This window comes from Viridibacillus sp. FSL R5-0888 (assembly GCF_038009105.1).
Taxonomy (GTDB): Bacteria; Bacillota; Bacilli; order Bacillales_A; family Planococcaceae; genus Viridibacillus; species Viridibacillus arenosi.
Map to the genome: position 1 here is coordinate 4,040,935 of NZ_JBBPAU010000001.1, position 12,847 is coordinate 4,053,781.

A 12,847-nucleotide genomic window follows, 5' to 3' on the forward strand; every position below is an offset into this window, starting at 1 on the left:
TAGTAATGTGTTATTCATATTGGCTAACACATGTTTATTTCATGAAGTCTTAACTCGGCTGGTCATAGCCCAAAAAAGAAGAGCGAAAGCACTGACAGAGGCTCCGAGTAAGGAAACCCCTCCCCAGCCAAAGTGTGCGTATATTTGAGTCGAGGCAATGGAACCACCAGCACTGCCGATAGAATAAAACACCATATACCCAGCAGTAAGTCGACTCCGTGCTTCTGTACGCAATGGAAGGATCATGGTTTGATTTGTAACATGTATTGCCTGTACGGCCAAATCAAGTAGAACTATACCTATCACTAATGCGATTAATGACTGCTCTATATAACTGATGAACAACCATGAAATCAATAATAAAGCTAAAGCAATACCTGTCGTTCGTTGTCCGTAACCTTGATCGGCCAATTTCCCTGCTCGTGCCGCAGCCAATGCTCCAGCCACACCTACAAGACCGAATGCACCAATTGCACTATGAGATAGAGCAAATGGAGGTGTGCTTAGTGGCAGGACTAGTGAAGTCCATAAAATACTGAAATCAGCAAAAATCAGCATGGCTAGAACGGAGCGAACGCGTAATGTTCGTTCTTGAATAAACAAAACAAGCACCGATCTAATCAACTGAGAATAGGATAGTGATTTTACCTCGCGCTCAACATTGGGCAACAACTTTAAAAACATACAAACCATCAAAAGCATGAGCGCAGCAGAAACTAGATATACGGAACGCCAACCCGCAAGATCTGTTAATATACCAGCAAAAGTCCGTGCGAGAAGTATGCCAATGACTATCCCACTTGTTACAATGCCAACGACACGACCTCGTTCTATAGGGGAAGCGATGGTCGCTGCAAACGCCATGAGAGTCTGTGTTACAACTGCAAGCAGACCCACCAAAGCCATACCTGCGAAAAGTACCATGCTAGAGAAGGCAGTACCAACTATAACCAGAGCTGTTATAGATAATAGCATCTGGCCGACAATTAGACGTCGCTGGTTTAGTAAATCTCCAAGCGGTACGAGTAGTAGTAAGCCCAATCCATAAAAAATCTGTGTGATGGTAATAACGACACCAATAATGGAATGGTCAATACCAAACTCATTAGATAGTTGATCAAGCAACGGCTGTGCAAAATAAATATTGGCAACAGACATTCCACAGGCAATCGCAAACAATAATGCCAACGCGCGAGACATTGATGGCTGTTGATTCAAATTAGGTTTCGTTATGGAATATTTATCACTTATCTTGGTGTAGAGTGGATCATTTTCTAGATTCGTCTCTGTTTCGCACACACCTTAACCCCCAATCATATTGGATTTTTGATTATAACATACCGTTCGGTACAATATAATTACTGGTAAATATATCTTAACCACATTCATTATGTCAACAACTTATTTGCATTAAAGTTAATATTACATTAAATAAATGGGGAGTGGTTTGACATGTTGAATGGCTAATAATATAATAATTACATACTGATTGGTATTGAAAATAGCAATTGTAATTACCTACACATACATCCTAAGCAATTAATAAAATCAAAGTTTGAAGAGGTGAATTCTTAATGGCAAGAACCCGTGAATTTGATGAGGATCAAGTTTTAGATGCAGCAATGCAGTTATTTTGGGAGAAGGGATATGAGGCTACCTCATTAAGTGATCTTACTTCTAGAATGGGTATTCAACGCCCTAGTATTTATTCGACTTTTGGAGATAAGAAAGAATTATTTGAAGCCGCACTTCGCAGATATACAATGTCTCGGGCCTCTGATATACGAACTAGGCTTCAAAGTCACTCCTCTGTAAAAGAGGCATTTTCTATTTTCTTTGCAGATGTCGTCATTGAAGAATACGCAGAAGATCTTAGTAAAGGTTGTTTTTGTATCAATACAATGGTTGAACTAGCACCTCATGATGAGAAATTTGAAATCTTAACCAGAGAACATCAAATGTATCTAGCCGTCATTTTTCAGGAGACGCTCGAGCGGGGAATCCAATCAGGTGAGCTGGAAGCCAACACAGATGCAAAGCCTTTGGCACAGGCACTGATTGTAGCGTTAATCGGTCTAACAGTTATGTTGAAATCTCGCCCCCAACGTTCATTTGTCGACAATGCAATAGCAGCGACGCTCACATTACTTAAGTGATGATTGTATATTCAACTACGGAATTGTTTTAATTTAATGCTATTAATAATTTATTCAATAAAAAAAGTCCTCTATGATAATAACTGCAATTTGCAATTATTTCATAGAGGACTTTTTAATACTCAGACAAATAGACTATCATTAATCTACATTCTCTAAACTGGCTTTTAGAGCTTTTTTATCTTCGATTCTTTTTACTAAATGAATGCTGATTTCATAAAGTAAAATCATCGGTATGAGAACAAGTAATTGACTCATAAAATCTGGTGGTGTAATAAGTGCAGAAAATACTGCCATAAATACATATGACCATTTTCTAATACTTTTCATTGTATATGCAGTCAAAATACCAATCGTTGATAAAAACATAGCTATAATCGGCAGTTCAAATAGTAAACCTATTGGAACAGTCGTCATGATGAGATAGTGAATATATTCACTCGCTGATATCATCACATTAAAGTTTGATTCACCTATACCAATAAGAAATTGATAGCTAAGCGGGTTAATAATGAAATAACCAAATGAAACCCCTACTAAAAATAGTAACAACATTACAGGAGAATATAATCCTAAAAAGCGGCTTTCATTTTCTTTTAATCCTGGTTTAACAAACTGCCAAATAAAATGCATTAAGAATGGTAGTGAAAGACCAAGTGCAATTGTGGTAGAAACAGACATATAGAATTTAACCACTTCTAACGGACCTAAAATGACTAAATCATGTCCACGTGTTACATACGGAAGCCATTTATTCACCGTAGCAAATACAATGATGAAGAATATGACAAAAATAGTAACACCTTTTATGATTTGTTTTCGTAAGTCAGCTAAATGAGCAACAAGAGATTCGTTAACCAAACTTCCTTTTTCCTCCTCATTTTCCTCTGGTGGAGTAGGAGATGGCTCTCGATTTTCAACAGAAGCATCTTCTGTTGTTTCTGGAGTTTCATTTTCATCCGAACTGATTAAATCCAAAGGGCTAAGTACCTTTTTTCCATTTTCTTCATACGGATCCATACGAACACCCTCTACTTAAATTTCTTTTTTATCAGTTGTTGTTTTTTCTTTTTTAACATCTTCATCGTCATCCATTAAGCCTTTAGTAGACTTTTTGAACTCTGCAAAAGTTTTCCCTACTGCTGAACCGATTTCAGGTAATTTTTTTGGACCGAATACGATTAAAACGATAACTAAAATAATAATTAATCCTGGTACACCTATTGAACTAAATCCCATGCTTTATTCCTCCTTTATAATTAGACTAAAGAGCCGCCTTTTTTGCTGTATTTAATGACACCTTCTGCACAGCGGTAAGCTAGCGCACCTACTGTAGCAGTTGGGTTGTAACCACTGTTATTAGAGAAGCTACCTGCACCTACTGCAAATAGATTTTCACAATCCCAATGTTGTAAGTATTTATTAACAACACCTTCTTCAGGAGTTAAACTCATAACCGTACCACCTGTGTTATGTGTAGATTGGTAAGGTACGATGTTGTAGTGATCGATTGGAGCACGTGCTTCAACCTTTTTAGCGCCCATTTCTTTTAAAATACCTGCTGATTTATCAGAGATAAATTTGTGTAAAGCAATATCTTGTTTAGTGAAATCATAGTTTAATTGTAATAGTGGTTGTCCATATGCATCTTTATAAGTACTATCTAAAGTTAAGAAGTTTTCCTTATGTGGAATAGATGCACCTTGACCGCCAAGACTTAATGAACGCGTGTAGTTCATAATAGATTGTTTTTTAAACTCTGCTCCCCATGTTGGTGTATCAGATGGTACTGGGTTATTACCAATTGGACGGTTACCTAATTGCATAAGTGCAATGTTAGCACCATGGATAAAGTCTAAATCACTATGGTCAAAGCTATCACCATTAAAGTCATCGATACACATACCAAGAGCACCTGCACCCATAAATGTATTGAATTGTTCATCGAAGAAACCTGTTGCACCTGGCATGATTTGATAGCAATAGTTACGACCGAGTGTACCTTTACCAGTTGCAGGGTCATACATTTCACCTATGTTAGATACCATTAGTAATTTTGCGTTGTTCATCATGAAGCTTGTTAACACAACTACATCAGCTGGTTGGATAAATTCTTCACCAGAAATTGTATCAATATATTTAACGCCAGTAGCTTTTCCACCTTTTGTTAATACTTCGATAACGTTTGAATTACAACGCACTTCATAGTTACCAGTCTTTTTAGCAGTTGGGATAACTGTTACTTCTGGAGAAGCTTTTGCACCGTATTCACAACCAAAACGTTCACAGAAGCCACAGTATTGACAAGCATTAATTTGTTCGCCATCTGGGTTTTTATAAGCTTCTGATAAGTTTGCAGAAGGAACCATGTATGGATGGTAGCCTAATTTATCAGCTGCTTTCTCGAATTTTTGCAGTAGTGGGGTTTTCTTCATTGGAGGTGTTGGATATTCGCTTGAACGTTTACCCCAGAATGGGTTTTTATCTTCACCTGATATACCAGCTGTTTTTTCATACTTATCAAAATAAGGTTCTAACTCATCATAAGTCATTCCCCAGTTTTGGATTAAATAATCTGAGCCTAATTTGTCTTTACCATATTTTTTTTCAGTCATTGTCTTCATTTCAAAATCATATGGCAAGAAACGATATGTTTGACCGTTCCAGTGAGTACCAGAACCACCAAGACCTTCACCTAATAAAAATGAACCTAATTGGCGCATTGGTAGTGCTCTTTGTTTACGATTATTACGGAAAGTTACAGTTTCTTTTGATAGGTTTTGCATTAATTCATAACGTATTGCGTAACGATATTCATCATGTACGTTCATGAAATCTTCTGTTCCACGTTTAGCACCACGTTCCAAACCTACGACTTTCAAACCGGCTTTCGCGCTTTCAGCTGCGACGATACCGCCTGTCCAACCTACCCCTACTGTTACAACGTCTACTTTGGGCATAGTTTTAGTCATTTTTCTAACCTCCTGTATTAATGTTGACCTAATGGTTTAGGTGCAATTTTTTGGAATTTATCTTCTTCAATTACATTGATATATGACATTTGGTGACCTGGGAAGCCTTTCATTTTCCATCCTTCCATGTTCAAGTTACCGCCGTACATTGGATCAGCATATGCTCCTTCAATTGTTGCTGAACGCAGTAATGTAAAGAAAAATGCAGAAGTTACTCCAGACATTGCTACTTCACCTTTTTGGAAAGCAGTAAGAATTTCATCCATTTGCTTATCATCAAGTGATGAGAATCCATTTTTAAAGCGTTTTTGAGCTTCCGCTTCAAGTTTACCAACACCTTGTTTGAATATCTCTGCTCTTGTTAAACGTGATTGGTAACCTTGAGTAGCTTCACCAGCATAGAAAGGTCCTTGCATATACTCTCTAGAGTTACTGCCATAGTTACCTGCTAATTGATGATCGATAAAATATGGAACACCAAGATCAATCGCACCTGCACCTAAGTCATCTTTAGGGAAAATACGTTCTGTTGCATTTGATAAAATTTCGAATTCTTTATCAGTAGTAAAGAACATTTTACCTTTACTGTTCGTATTTGCAGCCTGATCTTTAGATGCGTTTTTATCGCTGTTTGATGAATTATTCTTGTTCGAACCAAATCCGATTAATCCACCAATTAAGCCGCCACCTACTAATGTTCCAGTTGCAATACCTGTTGTTTTTAAGAAATCACGTCTTGATAAATCTTTCTTACTCATATAGGAACCTCCCTTAATACTTTATTCGTACTAAATTTGTCATTAAGTACTCATAAAAAAGCAACCGTTACCCCAAGACTACTTTTTGAAAATAATATTTTCCTAACTTAATTAATAAAATACGTTATGTAAAAACAGTTGTCGATTATTCTTCAAACAGATTATTAAGAAACCATCTGTTTGGAGAGAAATCGATAAGTTCACAAAAATGTCTTAATAAAAAAGTTTCGAAAAATGTCACATATTCAATTCTAATCATCTCACTTCAGAAGAACAACAGAACTTATTAATCATAAATTTTACATTATAAGGGCTTTATTATAGGTTTATAGACTTTTTTAAATTGGTATATTTTATTTATTTTCATTAATTAGGAATTAATATGGAAAAATGAAGATATACAGTAAAAATAATTCATACACCGAAACTTTCGTTTATCAAAATTCATAATCATTACAATAATCAATATATTTATTTTGAATAAAAGTATTTCAATATAATTTTATAGTGTATTTTTCATATTAATAACATCTCAAAACACCTATAATAATTACTGTTTTTTACTTTTCAGAAAAATCTTTCGGAATGATTATTAGCTTGTTAAAGGAGGTTTTAATTTCATTTTAGAAATCATTTCTCACTCTTAATTACTTTCTACTTTTCTATACGAAAGTGTTAAGAAAAACAAAAAACGGTAAGCCATTAAAGGCTTACCGTTCCAGTTTTATCGATATATTCTTAAACTTTTGAGGGGGGTTTAAGAACACATTGTATTGTTTAGCTAAATTTTGGAGAAAAGTAGCTAATTAAAGTCCTTCTCTACTTGCTATGTTGTAAAGGAGGTTTTTCTTTATATGATAATGATAATCATTATCATATAAATAGTCAAGCATTTTATAGAAAATTCACTTATATTTTATTCTCTAGATTTTTTTACTTTCTTTTTCTACGAAAGTCTAAATATTTATCCAATAGGTCTTTAAAATTTTATTGTATAGTAGTTTGTAAGGGGTGATTAAATGGGTACTTTATCAAAGGATCAAAGACAACAACTAAATGCATACAGCGTATATACGGACGAGCCATCAACAGTTCTCTTCCGGCTAGATCAATTGCAAGACGATTCATTTCTTCCTGATTTTATGAATCTTATGTATGCCATAAGTGGTGTAACATCAGAAACTACTGCGATTTCATATTTCACAAAACGCTATGGCATGTTCATCGCTATGCAGTTTTACATGCTTAGTACATATGACGAAGTTTGGGATAGCGATGTTTCTTCAATCCATTTTGGAGCACGTGAAGAATTTGGGAGAACAGCGCTTTGCATTTTTATTAAAGAAAACGATTGGCGCATTGTTGATGATTCAGAACGCGAAGAAGTAATTGCACATATTTTGCTCACACAGTGTCAGGAAATTATTCAGCAATTACGAAAAATTACATCTGTTTCTCCATTAATGCTGTGGGAAAACATTTTCGGCTATATGTTATGGCATTTCCATACCCTACTGTCTAATCCTGCAACTGAAGATCAGGCACGTATTGATTTAGACATTTTAGAGGATGATAAAGTATGGTCTAAGTTCTTAAAGCGCTCTCAATTTGCAAAGTATACTGGTGGTCAACATCCATCTAAATTAGTCAATATCCCTGTTCGTAAAACATGTTGTTTCTCAAAAGACGTACCAGGATGGTTACAATGTGGCTTCTGCCCTTTAAAGTAAGTTTTCCCCATCTATAAGAAGACTGAAAATTTAATGATTTTTTTATTCGGATAATCGTAAATTTTTCTTTACAATTTCCAAATTGAGGATTATAATTTAAACACTTAAAGTTTCCTCCAGGAAACTTTATTGTTCATACAACATTTTTGGGAGTGTGGGAAACTATGACGAAGACTAGAGAGAAAAATGTCTACAAACGCTTCGAAGCACCTAGAGCAGAGGATGTATTAAGAGGCGATGTGAAAGGCTTCAGACGCATTTTACCTTTCCTTGGTCCAGCCTTTATCGCTGCTGTCGCTTATATAGATCCAGGAAATTTTGCAACAAATATCACTGCCGGCTCTGAATATGGCTATTTACTATTATGGGTAATCGCAGTTTCAAACTTAATGGCCGTCCTCATCCAATCTCTTTCTGCAAAATTAGGGATTGCTACAGGAAAAAACTTACCGGAAGTTGCTCGTGAAAACTTTTCTAAAAAAACATCAATATTTTTATGGATACAAGCTGAACTAGTCATTATGGCAACCGATTTAGCCGAATTTATAGGCGCTGCTCTAGGGTTATATTTAATATTCGGTATTCCTATGTTACCTGCAGCACTTATTACAGCAGCCGGTTCATTTGCTATATTAGAATTACAACGTCGTGGATATCGTGCATTTGAAGCAGGCATATCTGGAATGGTTTTAATAGTCGTTGCAGCATTTGCCTTTCAAACATTTATGGCGAAGCCAGATGTGGGTGGTGTCATTTCAGGTATTTTCACACCACGATTTGAGGGTGTAGATTCCATCTTACTTGCAACAGGTATTTTAGGAGCAACTGTAATGCCTCATGCAATTTATTTACATTCTTCATTAACACAAAGTCGTGTTATTGGCCGTACCAATGAAGAAAAACGAAAAATTTTCCATTTTGAATTAATTGATATTGTCATTGCTATGATAATTGCAGGAGCAATTAATATGAGTATGTTAATTGTTGCAGCTGCCGTGTTCTTTAACAAAGGTATTGCTGTTGAAGATTTAGATGTGGCATTTGAAGGTTTAACACAATATATAGGACCGATGGCTGGTATTTCTTTTGGACTCGGATTATTGATTGCTGGTCTAGCAAGTTCTTCAGTTGGTACGATGGCTGGAGATATCGTAATGCAAGGGTTTATACGAAGAAAAATCCCAATTTATTTACGACGAGCAATTACGATGTTGCCTCCTCTTGCTATTATTGCATTTGGTGTTAATGCAACTTATGCATTGGTATTAAGCCAAGTCATATTATCATTTGGTATCGCATTTGCACTCGTTCCCCTTATCATCTTTACAAGTAATAGAAGAATCATGGGCGAGCTTGTAAATTATAAAATTACTACAATTGTTGGCTGGATAGTTGCTGCAATCGTAATTTCCTTAAATTTATATTTACTTTATCAAATGGCATTCGGTGCATAATCATAAACAAGTTCGAGCACACTTCTATATACAAGGGAGTGTGACTAAATGGAGAGACCTGAAATTCCAGCTGATAAAAAGATTTTCACTGATTTGCCCTATCTAGATAATCCTGATGTTGTCGATACAGATTCCATTAGCTTGTTCGATTTGCATGAAGATATGCAAACAGTTGACGCCATTCCTGTTGAAGAATTGAATGATAAAGTGAAGGATGAAGACAATCATCATGGAACAAAATCAACCTCTTCTACTAAACGGAGATACGCACGCTCGAAAGAGGATATAGAAACGTAAGATCGAATATTTTATTAAAGTATTAAAAAGCCTTACTTAAAGTATTTATCTATACTTTAGGTAAGGCTTTTATCTTTAAAATTAATTATCTACATAAAGTACTTGGGATATCTGGTTGAGCACCCATTTCAGTAACTACAAATGCCGCTACTTTTGAAGCGTATGCAATAGCATCTGTAAGCAAATCTCCATGACATAATGCAACCGCTAAAGCTCCGTTAAAAGAATCCCCTGCTCCTGTTGTATCCACTGCTTTTGCCATTTCAGCTGCTATGAATCCACTTTCTTCGGAAGTCATATAAAACGCACCTTTACTTCCAAGCGTTACGACTACTGCTTGTACTCCTTTTCCTATCATTATAGAACATGCCTTTTGCAAGTTTTCTTCCGAATCTGCTGAAATTCCTGTTAACAATTCAAGTTCTGTTTCATTAGGTGTTAATATTGATACTTTCTGTAACAGTGAATCTGGAATATTTCGTGCAGGTGCTGGATTTAAGATGATTTTCGCCCCATTTGCATATGCAAGCTCTGCAGCCTTTTCTACTGCTTCAATAGGTATCTCCAACTGTAATAGCAATATATCACTTGTTTTAAAAGCAGCTTCTGATTCTTGGATCTGCTCAGGTGTTACAAGGAAATTGGCTCCTGGGAATAGAACAATCGAATTTTCACCAACATCAGAAAGCTGAATGATTGCTTGGCCTGTTGCGCCTTGAGAAGAAATCGCTTCAGTTTTAACACCTTTTCTCTCCATATTCTCTTTCGCACGAATGCCATGGTCATCGGCTCCAACACTCCCGATAAATTGGACGTCTGCACCTAGCTGCCCTGCAGTAACTGCCTGGTTAGCTCCTTTCCCCCCAAAATACAGATCATGTTTCGTACTGTGAATTGTTTCACCTTCTTTTACTATATGAGGTACTTCATATACAAGGTCAATATTAATACTACCTGCTACTATTATTTTTTTAGTCTTCATTTAACTTGCTCCTTTATGGCTTAACTTTTTCGGAAATGGCAGCTAGAAGCTGGGCCTGCGTAGTTATACCATCCGATAAGGATAATAATTTAGCCATTTTTGTTACGGCAGGAGGCTTTAACATACTCATTTCTAGAACATCAGGGTTATAAAAAATTTGATTTACATTATCGTCTACAACTATTTTACGATTCGCCATAACAACAATTCTATCAAAATATTCACTTACAAACTCCATATCATGTGTAATTGTAATAACCGTTTTTCCCTTTTCTTCAAGTACTTCTAAAATGTGTACCAAACGTTCTAAACCAACCTTATCTTGGCCTGCAGTGGGTTCATCTAAAATAATAACATCCGAATCCATTGCTAAAACAGATGCAATTGTTACAAACTTGCGGACAGAATAAGGTAAATTATATGGATTCTCATCATTAAATTTTTTCACACCGCATAAATCCATTGCCCAATCCGTTAGTTTGTCTACTTTCTCTTCAGGAAAGCCCATATTTTTAGGTCCAAAACGTACTTCTGATTCTATGTTATTATGAAAAATTTGATCATCAGGATTTTGAAAAACATAACCTACTTTTCTAGAAATTTGCGCTGTTGTGTATTCATTTGTATCCATATCGTCGACTAAAACATTTCCTTTAGTTGGCTTTAATAATCCATTCATTAATTTTACAGCTGTTGTTTTCCCTGCACCGTTTTGTCCAATAATAGCAATACGCTCTCCACTTAATATAGACAAATAAAAATCTTCTAAAGCTAGAGTTCCATCTGGATATGAATAACTTACATTACTTATTTTTATATTAGTCATTATTTTCCTCCCACTCTATCTCTAAAGATTTCGGTAGTTCTTCATTTTGAATAGGGATAAATTTTAATGGAACACCCATCTCTTTAAGATTTAAAGCCACTTCAGTAACGTATGGGTATTGAATATTATATGTTGAATACTTGGAATCTGAAAAAACCTCTCTTACAGGGCCCTGCATAACAAGTGATCCTTCATGGAGTACTAATATATTATCGGCATACTCTGCAATTAAATCCATTTTGTGCTCTACAAGTAATACCGTTTTACCTCGTTCTTTCATGATACGAATAACATTAAAAATGTCTTCAGTACCAATGGGATCTAACTGAGATGTCGGTTCATCGATTACCAAAATGTCTGGATCCATTACAATAATGGCGGCTAACGCAACACGTTGCCTTTGTCCTCCAGATAATTCAAATGGATTTTTTTCTCTTAAATGTTCAATGTTCACTAGTTTTAATACATCTTCAACTCTTTGTATTATTTCTTCTACTGGTACACCTAAGTTTTCTAAACCATATGCAACCTCATCAAAAACAGAATCTTTTACACCAGAAATTTGACTGAAAGGATTTTGAAATACATAGCCAATCTTTCCACCTAGTTGTCCAAGTTGATAATCTACAATTTGCTTGCCATCTACAATAACTTCTCCTGCTAATTCACCTTTATAAAAATGTGGAACAAAACCACGTATCGCATTGCACAGCGTTGTTTTTCCAGCTCCATTATTTCCAACAATGGCTGTAAATGCTCCTTTTTGAATTGAAAATGTAATATTTTTCAAACAAAAATCATCGCTAACAGGGTAACGATACGACATATTTTTTATTTCAATGATATTTTTCATAAGAAAAACCTCCAAACAATAAGACTAATCATCAAAATAAGTAATACAATTGGTATTGTCCTATCAGAGCTACTATTCTTTAACTTATGTAGGCTCGTTTTTTTAGTAGGAGCAGAAAATGCACGTGATTCAAGCGTGATAGCACGTTCCTCCGTACTTGCAATAGAAGATAAAATTAGAGGCGTTAATATTGGTATAAATGCCTTTGCACGTATCAAAAGTGATCCTTCCGTTTCCACTCCTCGAGTCTTTTGCGCTTCCATAATAGTATTTGCTTGGCGTTTCATTTCAGGAATTATTTGTAGCGTTGATAATACAATATACGCACCCATGGGTGGCATACCCAAATCCTCCAGCGCTTTTACGAAATCACGTATTTCTGTAATCCTGAAAAAAAGTATGAAAGCTGAACCCATTGCTAACACACGTGAAGTTAGTACGAGTCCGTACTGTAACCCTTCTTTAGTTATCTCAAATATCCACCATTCACCTATAACTTGGTCTCCTGGATAGAAAAAAAGTTGCATTATAAAAACGATTCCCAGTAAAAACACTAATGCTTTCACAACAATGTCTAAATATTGTTTTCCTACTCCCGCAATAATAGCTATCACAAGTAGTATAGGAAACCAAGTAAATGCAAATATATAACTAGGTATGATAATAACTGAGATTGTTACAAATAAAGTAAAATACAATTTTGTCAATGGATGCAATTTTAATATTGGATTTAGTTTCATTATTGGCATCTCCTTAAAAATATGTCTTAAAATCTAAATCATAGAGAAAAAAGCCCCTTCCTTTCCATTGATAAACTGA

13 protein-coding genes are annotated in these 12,847 nt (G+C 35.5%); 4 read left to right on the forward strand and 9 right to left on the reverse strand.

Annotated features, from left to right (window positions below; translation table 11 throughout):
* Positions 1-39: 39 nt before the first annotated feature.
* On the reverse strand, positions 40-1,299 hold the full coding sequence (locus MKY02_RS19945) for an MFS transporter (RefSeq protein WP_038180424.1): 1,260 nt from the start codon (positions 1,297-1,299) through the stop codon (positions 40-42).
* Between the two features lie 275 nt (positions 1,300-1,574).
* On the opposite strand from MKY02_RS19945, the gene MKY02_RS19950 reads away from it, so the two are divergent.
* The gene (locus tag MKY02_RS19950; protein ID WP_340711638.1) at positions 1,575-2,156 is read left to right on the forward strand and encodes a TetR/AcrR family transcriptional regulator; all 582 of its coding nucleotides are present in this window, start codon (positions 1,575-1,577) and stop codon (positions 2,154-2,156) included.
* A 141-nt stretch (positions 2,157-2,297) separates the two neighbouring features.
* Here MKY02_RS19950 and tatC read toward each other — a convergent pair whose 3' ends face one another.
* The 4 genes from tatC to MKY02_RS19970 are packed head-to-tail and all read right to left on the reverse strand — an operon-like array spanning position 2,298 to position 5,886.
* A complete protein-coding gene (gene tatC / locus MKY02_RS19955) occupies positions 2,298-3,176 on the reverse strand; it encodes a twin-arginine translocase subunit TatC (protein ID WP_038180427.1) in 879 nt (292 codons plus the stop codon).
* 15 nt (positions 3,177-3,191) lie between these two features.
* Positions 3,192-3,395, reverse strand: coding sequence for a twin-arginine translocase TatA/TatE family subunit (gene tatA / locus MKY02_RS19960; protein WP_038180429.1), 204 nt, complete (start codon positions 3,393-3,395; stop codon positions 3,192-3,194).
* A 20-nt stretch (positions 3,396-3,415) separates the two neighbouring features.
* The gene (locus MKY02_RS19965) at positions 3,416-5,128 is read right to left on the reverse strand and encodes a GMC family oxidoreductase (protein ID WP_038180436.1); all 1,713 of its coding nucleotides are present in this window, start codon (positions 5,126-5,128) and stop codon (positions 3,416-3,418) included.
* A gap of 17 nt (positions 5,129-5,145) precedes the next feature.
* Positions 5,146-5,886 carry a gluconate 2-dehydrogenase subunit 3 family protein gene (locus tag MKY02_RS19970; protein ID WP_038180437.1) on the reverse strand — a complete coding sequence of 247 codons (741 nt, stop codon included), beginning with the start codon at positions 5,884-5,886 and terminating at the stop codon, positions 5,146-5,148.
* 1,019 nt (positions 5,887-6,905) lie between these two features.
* Between MKY02_RS19970 and MKY02_RS19975 the strand changes: the two genes are divergently transcribed.
* From MKY02_RS19975 to MKY02_RS19985, 3 genes are all read left to right on the forward strand, one after another.
* Entirely contained in the window at positions 6,906-7,616 is a 711-nt protein-coding gene (locus MKY02_RS19975; RefSeq protein ID WP_038180440.1) for a Fe-S oxidoreductase, read from the forward strand.
* A 164-nt stretch (positions 7,617-7,780) separates the two neighbouring features.
* A complete protein-coding gene (locus MKY02_RS19980) occupies positions 7,781-9,070 on the forward strand; it encodes an Nramp family divalent metal transporter (protein ID WP_038180443.1) in 1,290 nt (429 codons plus the stop codon).
* A gap of 48 nt (positions 9,071-9,118) precedes the next feature.
* Positions 9,119-9,367, forward strand: a complete 249-nt coding sequence (locus MKY02_RS19985; protein ID WP_038180446.1) for a hypothetical protein — start codon at positions 9,119-9,121, stop codon at positions 9,365-9,367.
* Positions 9,368-9,452: 85 nt separating this feature from the next.
* Here MKY02_RS19985 and rbsK read toward each other — a convergent pair whose 3' ends face one another.
* Genes rbsK through MKY02_RS20005 form a run of 4 tightly spaced genes read right to left on the reverse strand, consistent with a single transcriptional unit; the run spans position 9,453 to position 12,768 of the window.
* A complete protein-coding gene (gene rbsK, locus MKY02_RS19990; protein ID WP_038180448.1) occupies positions 9,453-10,349 on the reverse strand; it encodes a ribokinase in 897 nt (298 codons plus the stop codon).
* Positions 10,350-10,362: 13 nt separating this feature from the next.
* Positions 10,363-11,175 (reverse strand): energy-coupling factor ABC transporter ATP-binding protein, encoded by an 813-nt coding sequence (locus tag MKY02_RS19995; RefSeq protein ID WP_076034253.1) that lies wholly within the window; start codon positions 11,173-11,175, stop codon positions 10,363-10,365.
* Complete coding sequence (locus MKY02_RS20000; RefSeq protein ID WP_038180454.1) at positions 11,168-12,028, reverse strand: energy-coupling factor ABC transporter ATP-binding protein; 861 nt, start codon at positions 12,026-12,028, stop codon at positions 11,168-11,170. Before MKY02_RS20000 ends, MKY02_RS19995 begins: the two co-directional genes overlap by 8 nt.
* Positions 12,025-12,768 (reverse strand): energy-coupling factor transporter transmembrane component T, encoded by a 744-nt coding sequence (locus tag MKY02_RS20005; RefSeq protein WP_038180459.1) that lies wholly within the window; start codon positions 12,766-12,768, stop codon positions 12,025-12,027. Before MKY02_RS20005 ends, MKY02_RS20000 begins: the two co-directional genes overlap by 4 nt.
* Positions 12,769-12,847: the final 79 nt, after the last annotated feature.

Excerpts from the sequence above, each read along its gene's own strand:
- MKY02_RS19965 (WP_038180436.1), bottom strand. The coding sequence starts at position 5,128 with ATGACTAAAACTATGCCCAAAGTAGACGTTGTAACAGTAGGGGTAGGT.
- MKY02_RS19980 (WP_038180443.1), top strand. The coding sequence starts at position 7,781 with ATGACGAAGACTAGAGAGAAAAATGTCTACAAACGCTTCGAAGCACCT.
- MKY02_RS20005 (WP_038180459.1), bottom strand. The coding sequence starts at position 12,768 with ATGAAACTAAATCCAATATTAAAATTGCATCCATTGACAAAATTGTAT.
- MKY02_RS19970 (WP_038180437.1), bottom strand. The coding sequence starts at position 5,886 with ATGAGTAAGAAAGATTTATCAAGACGTGATTTCTTAAAAACAACAGGT.
- rbsK (WP_038180448.1), bottom strand. The coding sequence starts at position 10,349 with ATGAAGACTAAAAAAATAATAGTAGCAGGTAGTATTAATATTGACCTT.
- MKY02_RS19950 (WP_340711638.1), top strand. The coding sequence starts at position 1,575 with ATGGCAAGAACCCGTGAATTTGATGAGGATCAAGTTTTAGATGCAGCA.
- tatA (WP_038180429.1), bottom strand. The coding sequence starts at position 3,395 with ATGGGATTTAGTTCAATAGGTGTACCAGGATTAATTATTATTTTAGTT.
- MKY02_RS19975 (WP_038180440.1), top strand. The coding sequence starts at position 6,906 with ATGGGTACTTTATCAAAGGATCAAAGACAACAACTAAATGCATACAGC.
- MKY02_RS19995 (WP_076034253.1), bottom strand. The coding sequence starts at position 11,175 with ATGACTAATATAAAAATAAGTAATGTAAGTTATTCATATCCAGATGGA.
- tatC (WP_038180427.1), bottom strand. The coding sequence starts at position 3,176 with ATGGATCCGTATGAAGAAAATGGAAAAAAGGTACTTAGCCCTTTGGAT.
- MKY02_RS20000 (WP_038180454.1), bottom strand. The coding sequence starts at position 12,028 with ATGAAAAATATCATTGAAATAAAAAATATGTCGTATCGTTACCCTGTT.
- MKY02_RS19985 (WP_038180446.1), top strand. The coding sequence starts at position 9,119 with ATGGAGAGACCTGAAATTCCAGCTGATAAAAAGATTTTCACTGATTTG.